The 17,131-nt window shown below is 67.5% G+C and carries 14 protein-coding genes; 5 read left to right on the top strand and 9 right to left on the bottom strand.

Annotated features, from left to right (window positions below; translation table 11 throughout):
* Positions 1-26 precede the first annotated feature (26 nt).
* Positions 27-605: a TetR/AcrR family transcriptional regulator gene (locus ACT89H_RS21625; protein WP_445110454.1), complete on the bottom strand. Its 579-nt coding sequence runs from the start codon at positions 603-605 to the stop codon at positions 27-29.
* Between the two features lie 196 nt (positions 606-801).
* On the opposite strand from ACT89H_RS21625, the gene ACT89H_RS21630 reads away from it, so the two are divergent.
* Entirely contained in the window at positions 802-1,287 is a 486-nt protein-coding gene (locus ACT89H_RS21630) for a glutathione peroxidase (protein WP_445110455.1), read from the top strand.
* A gap of 125 nt (positions 1,288-1,412) precedes the next feature.
* On the opposite strand, the gene ACT89H_RS21635 is transcribed toward ACT89H_RS21630, so the two are convergent.
* Both ACT89H_RS21635 and ACT89H_RS21640 read right to left on the bottom strand, forming a co-directional pair.
* Positions 1,413-2,777 carry an NtaA/DmoA family FMN-dependent monooxygenase gene (locus tag ACT89H_RS21635; RefSeq protein WP_445110456.1) on the bottom strand — a complete coding sequence of 455 codons (1,365 nt, stop codon included), beginning with the start codon at positions 2,775-2,777 and terminating at the stop codon, positions 1,413-1,415.
* A gap of 19 nt (positions 2,778-2,796) precedes the next feature.
* Positions 2,797-3,831 (bottom strand): LLM class flavin-dependent oxidoreductase, encoded by a 1,035-nt coding sequence (locus ACT89H_RS21640; RefSeq protein ID WP_445110457.1) that lies wholly within the window; start codon positions 3,829-3,831, stop codon positions 2,797-2,799.
* A 642-nt stretch (positions 3,832-4,473) separates the two neighbouring features.
* Between ACT89H_RS21640 and car the strand changes: the two genes are divergently transcribed.
* Complete coding sequence (gene car / locus ACT89H_RS21645) at positions 4,474-7,947, top strand: carboxylic acid reductase (RefSeq protein WP_445110650.1); 3,474 nt, start codon at positions 4,474-4,476, stop codon at positions 7,945-7,947.
* A gap of 3 nt (positions 7,948-7,950) precedes the next feature.
* On the opposite strand, the gene ACT89H_RS21650 is transcribed toward car, so the two are convergent.
* Together ACT89H_RS21650 and ACT89H_RS21655 are read right to left on the bottom strand one after the other, a co-directional pair.
* The gene (locus ACT89H_RS21650; RefSeq protein WP_445110458.1) at positions 7,951-9,615 is read right to left on the bottom strand and encodes a sulfatase-like hydrolase/transferase; all 1,665 of its coding nucleotides are present in this window, start codon (positions 9,613-9,615) and stop codon (positions 7,951-7,953) included.
* Positions 9,616-9,818: 203 nt separating this feature from the next.
* Complete coding sequence (locus ACT89H_RS21655; protein ID WP_445110459.1) at positions 9,819-10,505, bottom strand: TetR/AcrR family transcriptional regulator; 687 nt, start codon at positions 10,503-10,505, stop codon at positions 9,819-9,821.
* A gap of 148 nt (positions 10,506-10,653) precedes the next feature.
* Here ACT89H_RS21655 and ACT89H_RS21660 point away from each other — a divergent pair, with 148 nt between their 5' ends.
* A complete protein-coding gene (locus ACT89H_RS21660) occupies positions 10,654-11,595 on the top strand; it encodes an NAD-dependent epimerase/dehydratase family protein (RefSeq protein ID WP_445110460.1) in 942 nt (313 codons plus the stop codon).
* Between the two features lie 231 nt (positions 11,596-11,826).
* On the opposite strand, the gene ACT89H_RS21665 is transcribed toward ACT89H_RS21660, so the two are convergent.
* The 4 genes from ACT89H_RS21665 to ACT89H_RS21680 all read right to left on the bottom strand — a co-directional run bounded on the left by ACT89H_RS21665 (position 11,827) and on the right by ACT89H_RS21680 (position 15,302).
* The gene (locus ACT89H_RS21665) at positions 11,827-12,588 is read right to left on the bottom strand and encodes an enoyl-CoA hydratase/isomerase family protein (protein ID WP_445110461.1); all 762 of its coding nucleotides are present in this window, start codon (positions 12,586-12,588) and stop codon (positions 11,827-11,829) included.
* A 129-nt stretch (positions 12,589-12,717) separates the two neighbouring features.
* Entirely contained in the window at positions 12,718-13,875 is a 1,158-nt protein-coding gene (locus ACT89H_RS21670; RefSeq protein ID WP_445110462.1) for an acyl-CoA dehydrogenase family protein, read from the bottom strand.
* Positions 13,872-14,744, bottom strand: coding sequence for an SDR family oxidoreductase (locus tag ACT89H_RS21675; RefSeq protein WP_445110463.1), 873 nt, complete (start codon positions 14,742-14,744; stop codon positions 13,872-13,874). Before ACT89H_RS21675 ends, ACT89H_RS21670 begins: the two co-directional genes overlap by 4 nt.
* A 357-nt stretch (positions 14,745-15,101) precedes the next feature.
* Positions 15,102-15,302, bottom strand: a complete 201-nt coding sequence (locus tag ACT89H_RS21680; RefSeq protein ID WP_445110464.1) for a hypothetical protein — start codon at positions 15,300-15,302, stop codon at positions 15,102-15,104.
* A gap of 18 nt (positions 15,303-15,320) precedes the next feature.
* Between ACT89H_RS21680 and ACT89H_RS21685 the strand changes: the two genes are divergently transcribed.
* A complete protein-coding gene (locus ACT89H_RS21685) occupies positions 15,321-16,448 on the top strand; it encodes a TetR/AcrR family transcriptional regulator (protein WP_445110465.1) in 1,128 nt (375 codons plus the stop codon).
* A 200-nt stretch (positions 16,449-16,648) separates the two neighbouring features.
* Entirely contained in the window at positions 16,649-17,053 is a 405-nt protein-coding gene (locus ACT89H_RS21690) for a transposase (RefSeq protein WP_445110651.1), read from the top strand.
* The last annotated feature ends 78 nt before the right edge of the window (positions 17,054-17,131 follow it).

Consider the following 17,131-nt stretch of genomic DNA (forward strand, 5'->3'; position numbering starts at 1 on the left):
CTCGAAGTCGTCCGGCATTGTCCGCGCTAGCGCAGGATCAACAGCGCGGAGGCCTCGATCCGGTCGGCGATCTCGGAGTACGACCCGTAGCCCATGCCCGCGCGCACCAGCGCGCCCGCGTAGAGCGATTCCAGTGACTCGACCACGTCCGGATCCGGGTCCGGACCGAGGGCGCGGATGATGCGTGTGCGGATCTCGGTGCCGATGCGCTCGCGCAGATGCTCCACGTCGGGATCACGACCGAGCAGCGCACTGGTTACCGCGCCGGAGAGCTCCCGCTCGTCGGCCACCAGCATCGCGATATTCCGCAGCTCGGCCACCACCCGCACGGTCGGGTCCGGATCCTCGCTCACCGGCGACTGCGACGCGGCCAGCCGCCGCCAGAAGATCTCGGCGACCAGATGCTCCTTCGACGAGAAGTAGGTGTATGCCGTGGCCGTCCCGACCCCGGCGGCCGCGGCGACCATCCGGATGGTCATGCCCGCGAACCCTTCCCGCGCAAGCACTTCCACCGCCGAGCGGGTCAGCTTGTCGACGGTGTCGGCCTGTTTGCCGGCGAGCCTGCGGCGGGTCGCCTCCACAATGACGGAATCGGGTTCGGACATGTGTCTGGATTCTACTAGGCGGACGGATCGCAACCATTCAGTTCTCGGCCGCCGCGCTGCCGGCCGGCAGGTTGTAGCACTCCACCCCCGGGCTGCGCCGAGCACTCGCGGGCCGATGCGCCTGCGACGGTCGGAATCCCGGCGATCCGGTAGCGTGGCCGTCGGGGTGGATCCACGGCATCGAGAACGGATATATATGAGCCTTCGAGAAGTTCCGCTACGCACGCTGTCCGGCGAGCCGACGACCTTGGCCGACTTGGTCGGCGACCGCGCCGTCCTGCTGGTCAACGTGGCCTCGAAATGCGGACTGACGCCGCAGTACTCCGGCCTGGTCGAACTGCACGAGTCCTTCGGGCCGCGCGGTTTCAGCGTGGTCGGTGTGCCGTGCAACCAGTTCATGGGCCAAGAGCCGGGCACGGCGGAAGAGATTCAGCAGTTCTGTTCCACCACCTACGGTGTGGATTTCCCCCTGCTGGAGAAGACCGATGTCAACGGTGACCAGCGCCACGCCCTCTACCAGAGCCTGGCCGACACTCCCGACGCCGAGGGCAACGCCGGCGACATCCAGTGGAACTTCGAAAAGTTCCTCATCGACCGCGACGGCAAAGTCGCGGGCCGCTTCCGGCCCCGGACGACCCCCGACGCACCGGAATTGATCGCCGCCATCGAATCCGTGCTCTGACCGGACGCAAGAACCGGAGCCGCCGTCCACCCGGGACGGCGGCTCCGGTCGTATCCAGCCACGAGGGGTACATCGCTGCGGCGGATCGCGAGTAGCCCCTCGATGCTGTGCCGCTCGCGACAGTGTCAGGAGCGGCGCGTGAGGGGTTCGCGTAGGCCGAGGTGGGAGCGGAGGGTGGTTCCGGTGTACGCCGTGCGGTAGACGCCGCGCTCCTGGAGTTCGGGGACGAGCCAGTCCACGATTTCGTCGAGGCCGGTCGGGACCAGATAGGGCGAGATGTTGAAGCCGTCGCTTGCGCCGTGGCGGACCCAGCGGGCCAGTTCGTCGGCGACCTGGGTGGGGGTGCCCGCGAAGCCGGAGCGTTCGGTGGCGGCGATCACGACTTCGCGCAGGGAGAGGTTTTCCGCCTCGGCCCTGGCCCGCCATTCCCGGGCGATGGCGATCGGGTCCTGTCCGGAACGCGGTGCGCCTCGGGTTTCCGAGATCGGGCGAGGCTGCGGGTCGTCGGCGGGCAGGGGGCCGTCCGGGTCCAGATCGGACAGGTCGCGGCCCCAGATCTGGCCGGCCAGCGACAGCGCGGTCCGGCCGGTGTATTGGCCCTTCTTCACCCAGCGCACCTTCTCCTCCACCTCGGATTCCTTCTCCGCGAGGATGATCTGCGTGCCGGGCAGGATCCGGATGTCGTCCTCGGGGCGGCCCGCCGCGCGCAGGCGGACGCGGATATCGTTCGCGAAGGCCAGCGCGTCGTCGAAATGCGTTCCGTGCCTGGAGAAGATGACATCGGCGTGCGCGGCGGCGAAGTCGCGGCCTGCCGGTGAATCGCCCGCCTGGAAGATCACCGGATGCCCTTGGGCGCTGCGCGGCAGCGTGGGCGTGATCGTCACGTCGAAGTGCGGGCCGGTGCGCACGACCGGATGGATCGCCTCGGCGCGCGCCCACGACGGGCTCTGCTGCGAGGTCGCGATCGCGCCGTCGTCCCAGGCATCCCAGATCGCCCGCACCGTGTCGACGAACTGCGCGGCGCGCTCGTAGCGCAACGTGTGATCGAGGAATCCGCCGCGCCGGAAGTTCGCGCCGGTCCACGCGTTGTCCGTGGTGACCGCGTTCCAGCCGGCCCGGCCGCCCGACAGCAGGTCCAGGCCGCCGAGTTTGCGGGCCAGATCGGCGGGCTCGTTGTAGGTGGTGTTCTGGGTAGCCACCAGCCCGATGTGCCGGGTGATGCCCGCCAGCGCGGCGAGCTGGGCGAGCGCGTCGGGGCGGCCGGCGATGTCCAAGTCCAGGATCGCGCCGTCCTGCTCGCGCAGGCGCAGGCCCTCACCGAGGAAGAACGCGTCGAACAGTCCGCGCTCGGCGGTCTGCGCCACCCGGCGGAAGGTTTCGAAGTCGATCTGTGAGCCGCTGGACGGGTCGGACCAGATCGTGGTGTGGTTGACACCCTGGAAGAAGACGCCGAAGTGGACCTGGGCGTCGGGGCGCGGGAAGTCGGTCACGGAAACGATCTCCTGACGATCAGCGGGTGGTGGTGTAGCGGTTGGCGGGACGGTCCAGACCGAGGTTGGCGCGCAATGTCGAACCGGGAATGGGACGGCGTGCGACCCCGGTGCGCAACAGCGCGGGCAGGACCTCGCGCGCGAACACGGGCAGGTCCTCGTCGATCACGGCGAGGTGCAGCCGCGCTCCGTCGAGATGCGCGCTGAGCTCGGTCAGCAGATCGGTCAGTTCCCCGGGCGAGCCGGAGAACGCCAGGCGGCCGGGCGAGCTGGAAGCTTCGCCGAATCGCTGCGCGGCGGGCACACCGGGAATATTCAAGGTGACTTCTATTTCGGCGAATGCCAGTGCATCCCCGGTCGACCTCGCGTCCACCGCGGCCGCGACGGAATCGGCGGCGATGAACCGGACATCGACGTCGCCTTCGGCGCCGAATACCACGGGCTGCCCCTGTGGTGGCCGGGGCACGATCGCGGGCCCCTTCACCGAGAAGGTCGCGCCCTGGAAATCGATGTAGTGCAGTTTTCCCCGGTCCAGGAAACGGCCGCCGGCGTAATCGCGGATCACCGCGTCGTCCTCCCAGGAGTCCCACAGCCGACGGGCCACCTCGATCGAATCCTGTTGCTCCCGAGCCAGAGCGGCGGCTCCTGCCACCGGTTGACGCCCCCAGGTCGCGGCGGCGCGCGGATCGTCGACGCGCTCCGCGATCCATCCCGCCCGTCCCCGCGAGGCGTAGTCCAGCGACGCCACCTGCGACGCCGTGTGGAACGGTTCGGCGTAGGTGGTGGCCACGGTGGGCACCAGGCCGATCGTGCTGGTTGTGGCCGCTACGAAGGACGCGCGCGTCACCGCGTCGATGCGACCGGGGATCTCGTGTCCCGGCAGGATCGAGTCGGCGAAGGTGGCCAGGGTGAATCCGGCGTTCTCGGCGGCGGCGACCCGCCCGCGCACGGTGTCGGCGGTCAGCAGGCGATCCGGGGCGTGCGCCGCCCGCCGCCACGCCTCGGGGCGGAACCCCTCCCCGTCGAGTTCTACACCGAGCGCGAAAACGCCCATCCCGCACCTTCTTTCATCCGCGAACGATGACGCGACGATCGGTGGCCCGAGCGGGACCCGACCCGGCTCGGGCCACCGGCGGCGCACCCCCTGCGATCATGCGCGGAGCACCTGGCGATGCGCGATCGTTTGCGTCGCGATGATTCGAAGGTGGTCGGATGAGGCTGCCGCCCGGTGCGGGCCGCCGAAGCCGCCGCGACCTGGACCGTGACGCCTTCGGTGATCGCCGTCCGGCCGTGGGTGTGCGCGGCGCATCGTGCCGGGCGCGAGGCCGAGGAACGGCGATCCGAAGCCGGCGATCCGAAGCCGGCGATCCGGATCCGGGGCAGCGGACGCAGCCGCGGCGGGGTCGCTGCCGCTGGTCCTGGCGATATGGTCGATGTCATGCACCGGACATGTGGTGCGCCGGGCACCGGTACCAGGCGCCCGATGACAGTGGTACCGGCGGCACCAGGCCGAGCGGGCGGTACAACGCGATACCGGGTAATTTCGAGACATTTCCGGCATCGTGTCCAGCATCACAGACATGCGCGGCGGCTATCACCTGACCAAAGTACTTAGTCGAGCTAACGTGTTCAGGAAAGGCGCGTTCAAGGACCGAAGGAGGTCGTCGTGGCACCCGAAACACAGGGGGAGCGGCTCATGCGCCGCATCACCCGGCTGTACGCCGAATACGACGACATCCGCAACGCCACCCCGCGTGCGGACGTCGCCCAGAGGATCCACGAGCCGGGAATCGGGCTCGCCCAGATCGTCGAGACGGTCATGCTCGGTTACGCCGACCGGCCGGCCCTCGGCCGGCGCGCGACCGAGCTGCGCACCGACGAGACCGGCCGCACCACCCTGACGCTGCTGCCGCGGTTCGACACCATCACCTACGGCGACCTGTGGGACCGCGTGCGCGCGGTGGCCGCCGCATGGCACGGTGACGCGGACACACCGCTGCGGGCCGGCGACTTCGTGGGCATCCTCGGTTTCACCAGCAGTGACTACACCACTCTCGACCTGGCCTGCGTCCACCTGGGCCTGGTCACGGTACCCATGCAGTCCAGCGCCCCGCTCGCTCAGCTCACCGCGATCGTGGCGGAGACCGAGCCACGGGTGCTGGCGGCGACACCGGAGCTGCTCGACGCGGCGGTGACCTGCGCCCTGTCGGACCGCGGACCACAACGGCTGATCGTCTTCGACTACCACCCGAACGACGACGACCAGCGCGCGGCGTTCGACGCGGCCCGCGCGCGGCTGGCCGAGGCGCGTAGCCCGGTGCGCGTCGAATCGCTCGACGAGGTGCTGGCGCGCGGCAGGTCGCTGCCGTCCCCGCCGCTGTTCGTCGCCGATCCGGATGACGACCCGCTGGCGCTGCTGATCTACACCTCGGGAAGTACCGGAACCCCGAAAGGAGCGATGTACAGCCAGTGGCTGGTCGCCAGGGGATGGGTGAACCGGCCCGACCTCGCCGCGATCAACGTCAACTACATGCCGATGAGCCATGTGGCCGGTCGCGCGTCGCTGGCCGGCGTGCTGGCGCGTGGCGGCACCGCGTACTTCGCGGCCAAGAGCGATATGTCGACGCTCTTCGACGACGTCGCGCTCGCCCGGCCGACCGAGCTGTTCTTCGTCCCGCGGGTGTGTGACTTGGTCTTTCAGCGCTTCCAGAGCGAGATGGATCGTCGCTACGCACCCGGCGTCGACCGGGTCGCGCTGGAGGCGGAGGTGAAATCCGAACTGCGCGAACACTTCCTGGGTGGACGCATGGTCACGGCGGTCTGTGGGAGCGCTCCGGTGTCGGCGGAGATGAAGGCGTTCGTCGAATCGGTGCTCGATCTGGAGTTGCACGACGGGTACGGGTCCACCGAGGCGGGCGGCGTGGTCGTCCTCGACGAACGGGTGCAGCGGCCGCCGGTGCTCGACTACAAGCTCGCCGATGTGCCCGAACTGGGCTACTTCCGGACCGACAAACCGCATCCGCGCGGCGAGCTGCTGTTGAAGAGCACCACCCTGATCGCCGGTTATTACAAGCGGCCGGATATCACCGCCGAGGTCTTCGACGCCGACGGTTTCTACAAAACCGGCGACATCGTCGCCGAACTCGCCCCGGATCACCTGGTCTTCGTCGATCGGCGCAACAACGTGCTGAAACTGTCCCAGGGCGAATTCGTCGCGGTCTCGCGCCTGGAGTCGGTCTATGCGACCAGTCCGCTGATCCGGCAGATCTTCGTGTACGGCAGCAGTGAACGCGCCTACCTGCTCGCCGTGATCGTGCCCACCGACGACGTGCTCGCCTGGGGTGACCCCGAGAAGATGAAGATGGCGCTGAGCGAGTCGCTGCGACAGCTGGCCAAGGACGCCGAGTTGCAGTCCTACGAGATCCCGCGTGAGTTCCTGATCGAACCGGAGCCGTTCACCACGGCCAACGGGTTGCTGAGCGGCATCGGAAAGTTGCTGCGGCCCAAGCTGAAAGAGCGCTACGAGCCGCGATTGCAGGAGCTGTATGCCGAGCTTGCCGCCGGGCAGGCGAACGAACTGCTCGACCTGCGCCATTCCGCGCACGAGCTGCCCATGCTGGAGACGGTGAGCCGCGCGGCGAAGGCCGTACTCGGCTGCGCGGACGCCGATCTGCGTCCCGACGCGCACTTCGGCGATCTCGGGGGCGACTCGCTCTCGGCGCTGTCGCTGTCGAACCTGCTGCACGAGATCTTCGAGGTCGAGGTGCCGGTGTCGGTGGTGATCAGCCCGGCCAACGGTCTGCGCGAAGTGGCGGATTTCCTTGCCGCCGAGCTCGCGTCGGGGACGCGAGGCGCCACGTACGCCTCGGTGCACGGCACCGGGTCGCGGGTCCGCGCCGCCGATCTGACGCTCGACAAGTTCCTCGACGCCCGCACACTCGCCGCGGCGCCGACCCTCCCGCGCCCCTCCGCAATCCCGCACACGGTGCTGCTGACCGGCGCGAACGGCTACCTCGGCCGGTTCCTGTGCCTGGAGTGGCTGCGGCGGATGCGCGACAGCGCGGGCACCCTCGTCTGCCTGGTCCGCGGTTCCGACGCCGCCGCGGCGCGGAAGCGACTCGACAGCGCCTTCGACTCCGGAGATCCCGGGCTGGTCCGGGAGTTCCAGGATTTGGCCGCCGCACATCTCGAGGTGATCCCCGGCGACATCGGTGACCGCAACCTGGGCCTCGACGATCGGACGTGGCAACGGCTGGCCGAACAGGTCGATGTGATCGTGCATCCCGCCGCGCTGGTCAACCATGTGCTGCCGTACCGGCAACTGTTCGGTCCCAACGTGGTCGGCACCGCCGAGTTGATCCGTCTCGCGCTGACCACGCGGCTCAAGCCGTTCACCTATCTGTCCACGGTCGCCGTGGCCACGCAGATCGATCCGGCCGTCTTCGCCGAGGACGGCGACATCCGTCGGATCAGCGCGGTCCGCGCGGTGGACGACAGCTACGCCAACGGCTATGGAAACAGCAAGTGGGCGGGCGAGGTGCTGCTGCGCGAGGCCAACGATCTGTGCGGGCTTCCGGTGGCGGTGTTCCGGTCGGACATGATCCTCGCCGACCGGCGCTATGCCGGTCAGCTCAACGTGCCGGACATCTTCACCCGGTTGCTGCTGAGCCTGCTCGTCACGGGGATAGCGCCGTTCTCCTTCTACCGCACGGACGCGAACGGCAAACGCTCGCGCGCGCACTACGACGGCCTGCCCGCCGATTTCACCGCAGAGGCGATCACCACGCTCGGCGCGGCGATGGGGACGGGTTTCCACAGTTTCGACGTGCTCAACCCGCACGACGACGGCCGCTCGCTCGACGAGTTCGTCGACTGGCTGATCGACGCGGGCCATCGGATCGAGCGGATCGCCGACTACGACGAGTGGGTCACCCGATTCGAGACCGCCCTGCGGGCGCTACCGGAAGGGCAGCGCCAGGCGTCGGTGCTGCCGTTGTTGCACGCCTATCGGCGCCCGGCCCCGGCCGTGCGTGGCTCGGCACTGCCCGCAGACAAATTCCGTGCCGCCGTCCAAGCCGCGAAAATCGGCGCCGATCAGGATATTCCGCAGATCTCCCGGGAGCTCATCGAGAAATACGTCACGGACCTGCACGTGCGGGGCCTGCTGTAGGAGCTACGACGGCCTGGGTACGGCATCGAGCAAGGCATTGCCGATGCGTTCGGCTTGGACCAACACGTTCGTCTGCGCCGAGATGTAGTCGCCGATGCCTTCGTCCTGGGCCGCCCGCAGATAGGGCGGTAGCGGCTGCTGGATCTCGGTGCGGATGACGTTGTCCAGCAGCGACTCCATTTCGCCACGCAACGGATTTCCGGTCGAGGCCTGGTTGTCGAGTTCGAGCCTGCCGCCATCGGTGCTGTAGTCATAGAGTTCGAATTCCTGTTCGGCCGCCGGATCGATCTGGATCCGGCCGTGCACCCAATGCGAATAGGAGGCGAACTTCGCGTCCGGGGTGCGCACCATCGCGACGTGGCCGGGGGCGTCCTGGTTGAACAGCATCGCGGCTTCCTCGATCGACGCCTCGTCGGTGGTGTGCGCGACCCACGGCCGGCCCGCCGCTGCCGGGTCCCGGCACAGCGCGGCGACATCGAGACGCCCGCTGAGATGTTCGTAGCGCCCGTCGCGGCGCCATTCGTAGCCGCCGGTGCCGATGGTGAGCAGCAGGGGAGTGACATCGACACTGGATGTGAGCTGGTCTCTGGTGCTCGTCCCGCTCAGCGGGCTCAGGCGGCCGCGCGGATCGTGGACATAGAGCGGGACACGCAACGCCTCGTCGTAGGCGGCACCGCCTTTGCCGTGCAGGCCGTGGGAGCCTGCGTAATCGCCGTGGTCGGAGGTGAACACGACCACCGTGTTGGCGGCTACGTCGGGACGCGACTGCACGGTGTCGAGCACGCGCCCGATCTGGATGTCGACCTGCTGCTGCGCCCACAGATACAGATTGCGCATCTCGATCCAGGCCTGCACGGCCTCCGGTGTTCCGTAGGGCGCCGCTCCGAACGCCACCGCCGAGACCTCGACCAGCGCCATCTGCAGGCGTGGCTTGCGGGATAGTTGGTCGAGTGATTCGAAGTTGGGCGGCAGTTCGTCGATCCAGCGCGGGATGTCGGCATTGAACTGGTCGCGCCGGGTCCAGCGCGGCCACCACTGGATATCGTGCGGGTTGACCAGCGACACCGTCGTGCACCACGGCGCGTTGCCGGAATCGTTGTGGAACCAGTCGACGAATTGGTCGACGATCTTCGGATCCATCTGCAGTCCTTGACCCGGTGCCCCGTTCGGTGAGGGATAGGTGCCGCCGTGGAATCCGTAGGCTTCCAGCGCGCCCGGTGTGCGATCCGGGTAGCTGCCGAGATGCCACTTGCCCCAGTAGGTGGTGTCGTATCCGTGGTCGCGCAGCATGGATCCCCAAGTTGGGAACAGCGGCGACAAAGTCGACTCCGACACGACCATGACCCCGGTCTGCTGCGCGTAGAGGCCGGTCAGCAGGCAGCCGCGAGCGGGCGTGCAATCGTTGGCCGCGGTGTAGTGATTCTCGAACGACACACTGCCCCGGCGGATGCGTGCGATGTTCGGCAGGACGGTGTCCAGCGTCGGCTGATCGGGGAACCACACGGGTGTGCGCATCTCGTCCACGATGATCACCAGGATGTTCGGCTTGTCCGGATCGGTGTCGGCTCGCGCCTTGCCCGGTGCGGCTCCGGTCGAGACGGCGGCCGCGGCCGTCGCCGAGGTGGCCGCGCTGGTCAGGAATCCCCTGCGAGTGAACGAACTCGGCAATGTTCCTCCACGAATGAGTGATGTCCGGTCGAGTGGAACGCGGAGAATCTCGGTGCTGTGTACCGTAGCGCCGCCACGGATGCGGCACCCGCACTCCGGTATGGACACGCCGTGTTTGCCGCAGTTGAGCCGGCCGGACCGGGCGTGCCGGTCGCCAGGGTGGGCTGCCAAGAAGGTGGCGAGGTGAACGGACCGGAGCCGTATCAGGGCAGGCCGACCAGGTCGGCCATCACGTTCATGTGGTGGCCGAAGTATTCGGCGCGGGCGTCGATGGTTCCGTTCAATCGGCCGAAGATCTCGAAGTTGATCAGGCCGAACAGCTGGGCCCACCCCACGAAGACTCGGTCGAGCACGTCCGCGGACAGGTCGGAGGGTTGCTGCTCGATGAGTCTGCGCAGGTCGGCGTGGACAGCTGTGGGTATCGGAGTCGAAAGTGGCAGGGGGACCAGTTTTTCCGCACCCGCCTGCGCGATGGCGACCAGCCGGAAGACCACGGCCGTGGCGGGACCCACGGTGTCCGCCGGTGCGGAGTATCCGGGCACCGGACTTCCGTAGAGCAGTCCGTATTCGGCCGGATGGGTTAGGGCCCAGTCCCGCACCGAGGAGCACACCGCGAGCCACCGGCCGCGCAGATCGGTGGCCGGGGGCTTCGCGTCGGCGGCTTCGGCTTCGGCGGCGAGCGCGCGGTAGGCGTCGAGGATCAAGGCGGTCAGCAGGTCGTCCCGGCTCGGGAAGTAGCGGTAGAGCGCGGAGGGGACGAGGTCCATGTCGCGGGCGACCCCGCGCAGCGACAGGTTCGCGCCGTCCACCGCCAACCGTCTACGCGCGACCGCTTTGATCTCCTCGGTCATCTCGGAGCGGACGCGGGCGCGGAGCGATCGGGCGGACATCTCCCCAGTGTAGAGAACAAGCAACCGGTAACAGAGCAGATGTATCGGTTCGTGAACAGCGTTCTTGACTCGACAATCGTTCTGGCTTACGGTGAACCGCAAAGAGAACAGTGTTCTCGAAACGGAACACTAGACGGGATGGATTGCCATGGTTCTGCACGTAGTTATCGGAGCCGGCCCGGTGGGCGCGACCACCGCTGAATTGCTCGCCGCACGCGGCACTCGGGTGCGCGTGATCACCCGGCGCGGCGTCGGCCCGGATCATCCGCTGATCGAGCGCGTCGCCGCCGACGCCACCGACTCGGCGGCATTGATCGGGCATTGCGCGGGTGCGGAGGTGATCTACCAGTGCGCGCAGCCTCCGTACCACCGTTGGGCAACCGACTTTCCGCCGCTCGCCGCGGCCGTGTTGCGAGCGGCGGAGGCAACCGGCGCCGCGTTGCTGAGTGTGGGAAACCTGTACGGCTACGGGCAGGTCGACGGCCCGATCAGCGAACAGCACCCACTGCGCCCCAACAGTGTGAAGGGACGCGTGCGTGCGGAGCTGTGGACCGAGGCGCTGGCCGCGCACGAAGCGGGGCGCGTGCGTACCGCCGAAGTACGCGGATCCGACTACCTCGGCGCGGGAGCGCAATCGGCCTTCACCATTGCGGCGCTGCCCGCGGTGCTCGCCGGTCGCCGCGTACTGTTCCCCGCCGATCCGGACGCCACGCACAGCTGGACCGACGTCACCGACACCGCCCGCACCCTGGTCGCGGTCGCCCATGACGAAAACGCCTGGGGCCGGGCATGGCACACGCCGACCCCACCGCCGGTTTCCGTGCGCGAACTGGCCGGGCTCGCCGCCGTGATCGCGGATGCGCCCCCGGTGCGGGTGAGCCGGATGCCCGCCGTGCTGCTCTGGGCCGCGGGGCTATTCGAGCCCAACGCCCGCGAGATGCGCGAGATACGGTATCAACTCGATCGGCCCTTCGTGATCGACTCCGCGGCCGCGACCGCGGCCTTCGGCATCGAGCCGACGCCCACCGCGGAATCGTTGCGCGCAACGATCGCCGCCCTTCGCGGGGAGGTGGCCGCGTCCATCGACTGACCTCGGCGCGGTCGGCGGTTACCGCCGTGTGCCGTCGACGATCAACGCCATGTCGATGTCGTCTCGCGTCGGGGTGAAGTCGTCGGAGAAGGCGATCTGTGAGGAGTTCTGAGCACGGTGCGGCTGACGTGAACAGGTCCTCGAGGGTTTGGCGGAGTTTGCCGCCGGGCACCCCGCCACAGGGCTTCGGGTGTCAGGACGCGTTGGGCGGTCGACGGCGGCGCGAGGGTGTCACCGGCTGCGGTGGATCCGGGCGAACGCCGTACCGACCCGGTCGACGACGTCGGGATGCCACACGATCTCGCGGTAGGCCATCGTCTCGAAGGAGAGCGCGGAGATCGGGTCCATGGCAGGGGACCGCAGAATCATCTCTTTGTTGAACATCGCGGATTTGGTGGTCGTCTCGGCGATGCTGCCGGCGAGGCGTGTGCCTTCGTCGACGACTGTGCCTGTGGGGACGAGTCGGTCGACGAGTCCGATCCGCAGCGCTTCGTCGGCACCGATGAGGTCACCGCTGAGAGTGAGGAGCTTGGCTCGGCTGAGGCCGACGATCTTCCACAGTGGTGAGAAGTACGGGGTGAGTCCAAACTTGACCTGGGGGAAGCCGAACCGCCCGTTCTCGGCGCCGATGCGGATGTCGCAGAACACGGCGATGTCGCACCCGCCGCCGAGTGCGGGGCCGGCGCATGCTGCGATAGTCGGCTTCGGGTAGTCGAGCAGTGCGCCGTAGACCCGCAGGCATGCGTCGCCGTAGGCCTTGCGGGTCTCGGCGGTGAAGCCCGATTGCAGGTCGAGGTCGAGACCAGCGCAGAAGACGTCCTCGCCTCCGGTGAGCATCACCGCGGCGACGTTGTCGTCGGTTCGCCACGCGTCGAGTTGGTCGCCCATGGCGCCGAACAGTTCCAGGCTCAGGGCGTTTCGTCGCTCGGGCCGATTGAAAGTGATGGTTCCGACGCCGCCGGAGACGGCGGCGTGGATGGCGTGGTCGGTCATGTCGGGTCTCCTCGTGTGGCTTATCCCGGCGGGTCGATGCGGATGGCGCCGAGTGCGGCTCTGCCTACCGATCCGGGGTGATCGGCGGCCTTGGCGCTGGTGATGATCGTGCTGCACTCACCGGGCCGCTCACAGGCCCATGTCCTTGCCGATGATCTCCTTCATGATCTCGCTGGTACCGCCGTAGATGGTCTGGATCCGGGCGTCAGCGAACGACCGGCAGATCGGGTACTCGCGCATGTAGCCGTATCCGCCGTGCAGCTGCAGGCACCGGTCTGCGACTCTGACCTGCAGTTCGGTACACCAGTACTTGGCTTTCGCCGCCTGTACCGCGGTGAGCTCCTTGCGGGTGTGCAGGTCTACGCAGTGGTCGACGAATATCCGGGCGATATCGATCTCGGTCTGCAGCTCTGCGAGCAGAAACCGGTTGTGCTGGAAGGTCCCGATCGGTCGACCGAAGGCGCGTCGCTCGGTGACGTAGTCCAGTGTGCGACCGAGGACACCCTCGGCTGCGGCGACCGCGGTCACGGCCAGCGACAGCCGCTCCTGTGGGAGGTTGCGGACCAGGTAGAAAAATCCCTGGCCCGCTTCGCCCAGACGATTGGCCACGGGGACGCGGACGTTGTCGAAATGTAGTTCGCTGGTGTCCTGGCCGTGCATCCCGAGTTTGTCGAGGTTGCGGCCGCGTTCGAATCCGGGCATCCCGCGTTCGACGACGAGCAGGGTGAGTCCGCGATGCCGGTCCGGTGCGGTTCGGACCGCCACGACCACCAGATCGGCGTTTTGGCCGTTGGAGATGAACGTCTTCGCGCCGTTGACGATGTAGGTGTCGCCCTCGCGGACAGCGCTCGACGCAATGCCGGAAAGGTCGCTGCCTGCGCCGGGCTCGGTCATCGCGATCGCGCCGATGAGCTCTCCCGAGACGAGTCCGGGCAGCCAGCGCTGCTTCTGGTCGTCATTGGTGAGGTCGAGCAGATAGGGCCCGACCACGTCGTTCTGCAGTGCCAAAGACAATCCGGCAGAGGCGAAGCCAGCGCGGGCGAACTCTTCGTCGACCACGGCCGAGAATCGCCAGTCGTCGATGCCCGCTCCGCCGTACTGCTCGGGCGTGGCGTGCATGAGCAGACCAAGCCGACCGGCCCCGGTGAACAGGGCGCGGTCGACGATGCCGGCGGTCTCCCATTTCGCGTCGTTCGGTGCGACCACAGTCTTGATGAAACCTTGGACAGTGCGGCGGAACTGCTCGTGATCGCCGGTATAGACGGCCCGAGGGGGGTGGTCGGTCATTCTTCGGCCCCGTCGAGGAAGAGGTCGATTTTGAGCTGGGACTCGGTGGAGTCGCCGTAGCGGTAGGGCGCAAGATCGCTCACTCCGGTCGCCGTGAGCACCTCGTCGTCGATCAGGGTCTGACCGGTCACCGCTCCAGCGGGACGGGTCAGGATCGCGTACGCGGCGTCGGCCATGATCTGCGGTTTGCGCGACACTGCCATGGCGGCGTCTCCGCCGACGATGTTCTGTACCGCGTCGGTAGCGATGGTTGTCCTGGGCCACAAACAGTTCGCGGAGAACGGGACCGGATGATCCTGCGCCGCAAGACCGGCGGTCAGCAGGGTCATCGCGTACTTGCTGAGGGTGTAGGGAGCATGTGCACCCAGCCAATACGGGGCCAGGTTGATCGGCGGCGACAGGGTCAGAACCTGCGGGTCACTGGACCGGTGCAGGTGCGGAAGGGCGGCGCTGATCATCAGGAATGTGCCGCGCGCGTTGATGTCCTGCATCAGGTCGTAGCGCTTCGGCGGCACCTTCCCCAGCGGGGCCAACATAATGGCGGATGCGTTGTTGACCAGGATGTCGATACCGCCGAATGTGTCGATCGCGGCGTCTACCGCTCGGGTGACGTCCGCTTCATGACGAACGTCGCCGACGACTGCCAGGCCTCGGCCTCCCGCCGCTTCGATGTGTTCGACCGCGGTGTGCACCGTGCCCGACAATCGAGGGTCAGGGGTGTCGGTCTTGGCGAGGATGACCACATTGGCGCCGTCCTGCGCGGTGCGGGTGGCGATCGCCAGCCCGATGCCGCGGCTGCCTCCCGACATCAGCACGGTGCGCCCCGCAAGGGGCTTGCCCGGCTGCTTCCAGATAGTCGTGTCGTTCATGGGATAGCTCTCCGTGCTCATCGGTAACCACCGTCGTTCTCCGCCAGGGCGGTCAACGACGCCGGCGGTTCGAAGCGCGACCCGTACCGGCATGCGAGCTCTCGTGCCCGTTGCACGAATTCCGCTGGGCCGCTGCTGTATTGATTGATGCCATGGAGGACGCCGCCGATCGAGCCGCCATCAGTGTCGCCGGCCGAACGCAGGACCCCTGACGCCCGACAGCGCGCCGAGTCGAGCACCGTGGAGACCCGGCATCGATGGGTGCCTCCTACTCGGGTGTGGCGAGTCCAACGCTCGCCATATGTCGGACTGTAATCTAGTTAATATTCACTAGGCAAGGGCTGGTAGAGTTGTCTCTCATACTCGGCGCGGGAAAGATGCATGCGAGGACAAGCCGAGCGGCTGCAGGAAGCAGAGGCGGACAATGTGACCCGAGAAGCAACCGATGTCGTAGATACGGAGGAGGTTGCGCGCCCCCGGAATCGGATGAGCGCGGCGGCGCGGCGAGAGCAGCTCGCCATTGCGGCGGCAAAGCAGTTCCACCGTCTCGGCTTCCATCGGGTAACCCTCGCTGCGGTGGCCGCCGATGTCGGAGTGACGGCACCAGCCGTATATCGGCACTTCCGCAACAAACAGACTCTGCTCGCAGGCGCTATAGACAGCGGTCTGACGTTGGTGGAGGCGACCGTCGCCGGCACACCCGATGCGTCATGGGACGACCGGCTCGGGCGGCTGGCGACCGCAGCAGCCGAGCGCCGCGACCTGTGGACTCTGCTGCAGCGGGAAATGCGCCATCTGTCGCAGGCCGATCGGCAACCACTGGAGACCCGGTTCGCTTCCTTGACCGCGGAACTGCGCCGCGAACTCGGCGCGGTCCGGCCGGACTTGCCGCCGGAGGACTCGACTCTGCTCGTCACGGCCGTGCTGGCGGTCTATTCGAGCCAATCGGTTTATCCGGCAAGCAGTTCGAGAGCGGAACGGCGGCGGGTCCTCCACGCCGCAGCAGCCGCCCTGTCACGGATCGAGTGGCCTCCGCGCCCCTGTCCCGTGCCACCGGCCGCCGAGAGACCGATATCCAACGGTGGGCAATGGGAACTTCCTGTCACCGAGGTCGCGCGCGGCGACTCGGCCCAGCAATTGCGGCGGGAGGAGGTGCTCGCGACTGCGATCCGCCTGTTCCACGAACACGGTTACGCCGCAGTGAGTCTCGACGACATCGGCGCAGCGGCCGGGATGGCGGGCCCAAGTATCCTGTACCACTTTCCCTCGAAGGCCGATCTACTCGTCGAGGCCTTCAGCCGCGCCAGCGCCTCATTGTCGGTGGCACGCGATGCGGCAGGAGTCGCAACCTTGGACGACCTCGTCGCTATCTACGTCGATCTCGGCGTCCGCGAACGACTGCTGTTCGGCGTGTATGTCCTCGAGGCCGTGAACCTCCCGAGGGATGCGGGAAGGGGTATCCGAAACACCCTCGCCGCCGACGTCGGCGCGTGGGTCGAGGCGCTCGGCGAGCAGCGACCAGATCTCACGGACGCCGAGCGCGTGATCCTCGTACATGCGGCACGAGCCGTCGTCAACGACGTGGTCAGGATCGGCCATCTCCACGAACGGCCGGCAATCGCTGGAGAGCTGGTGTCCATGGTCCGCGCGGTGCTCTGGACCAACCTCGCGCGCACCCTCGGGGACGCCTCACCAGACGTCTGACAATGCGATCGCCGTGTGCGGCAGGGAGGCGACTCGGCCGGCGTATTCCGCTGCCGCGGAGAACAATCCGCCCGTCGGTACCGACGGCCCGCTGTATATCGCGGTCGGTCGTGACGAGTTGACGGATCGAACGTGGGCTCGGATCGAGCCGATGTTGCCGGTATCCGGTCGTGGGCGGCGGTGGCGTGATCACCCGGCAGGTGATCAACGCGATCCGGTGGAAACTGCGGACCGGCGCACCGTGGCGTGACCTGCCCGAACGCTACGGGCGGTGGAAGACCGCGCACTCGGCGGTGCGGAGGCGAGCATTCGGGCTGTGGGGATGGTCTATGGCTCGAGCGGTCCAAAACATAATTGTCGTTATCATTTGCACACTGGTGTGGGCGTGCTCGCCTGGTTGCCCTGAAGCCATCCGCGGCAGGGGGCCGTTCCGACTCGGCATCGGCATCATTCGGAGTCGAGTCACATTTTCGCACGGAATGGGCTCTGAACTGCCGATTTATACTCCGCTGCGCGAAGAAGGCAGGGCCGTAGGCTGCCGTGTAAAGGCTTCCGCATACTTGCCGATGGTGCTGCTTGGCTGGGGACATCGGAATGGCTGGTGACATAGAACATAATGAGTGCTATGTTAGAGACGTAGGTCACCGAGATGTGGGTCACCCCTGAGTCCTCGGGTATGTGGA

Source organism: Nocardia aegles, assembly GCF_052545135.1.

Bases quoted from the DNA above. Each gene is read 5' to 3' on its own strand.
- ACT89H_RS21625 (WP_445110454.1), bottom strand. From the start codon at position 605: ATGTCCGAACCCGATTCCGTCATTGTGGAGGCGACCCGCCGCAGGCTC.
- ACT89H_RS21630 (WP_445110455.1), top strand. From the start codon at position 802: ATGAGCCTTCGAGAAGTTCCGCTACGCACGCTGTCCGGCGAGCCGACG.
- ACT89H_RS21640 (WP_445110457.1), bottom strand. From the start codon at position 3,831: ATGGGCGTTTTCGCGCTCGGTGTAGAACTCGACGGGGAGGGGTTCCGC.
- car (WP_445110650.1), top strand. From the start codon at position 4,474: ATGCGCCGCATCACCCGGCTGTACGCCGAATACGACGACATCCGCAAC.
- ACT89H_RS21655 (WP_445110459.1), bottom strand. From the start codon at position 10,505: ATGTCCGCCCGATCGCTCCGCGCCCGCGTCCGCTCCGAGATGACCGAG.
- ACT89H_RS21660 (WP_445110460.1), top strand. From the start codon at position 10,654: ATGGTTCTGCACGTAGTTATCGGAGCCGGCCCGGTGGGCGCGACCACC.
- ACT89H_RS21665 (WP_445110461.1), bottom strand. From the start codon at position 12,588: ATGACCGACCACGCCATCCACGCCGCCGTCTCCGGCGGCGTCGGAACC.
- ACT89H_RS21670 (WP_445110462.1), bottom strand. From the start codon at position 13,875: ATGACCGACCACCCCCCTCGGGCCGTCTATACCGGCGATCACGAGCAG.
- ACT89H_RS21675 (WP_445110463.1), bottom strand. From the start codon at position 14,744: ATGAACGACACGACTATCTGGAAGCAGCCGGGCAAGCCCCTTGCGGGG.
- ACT89H_RS21680 (WP_445110464.1), bottom strand. From the start codon at position 15,302: ATGGAAGCCGAGACGGTGGAACTGCTTTGCCGCCGCAATGGCGAGCTG.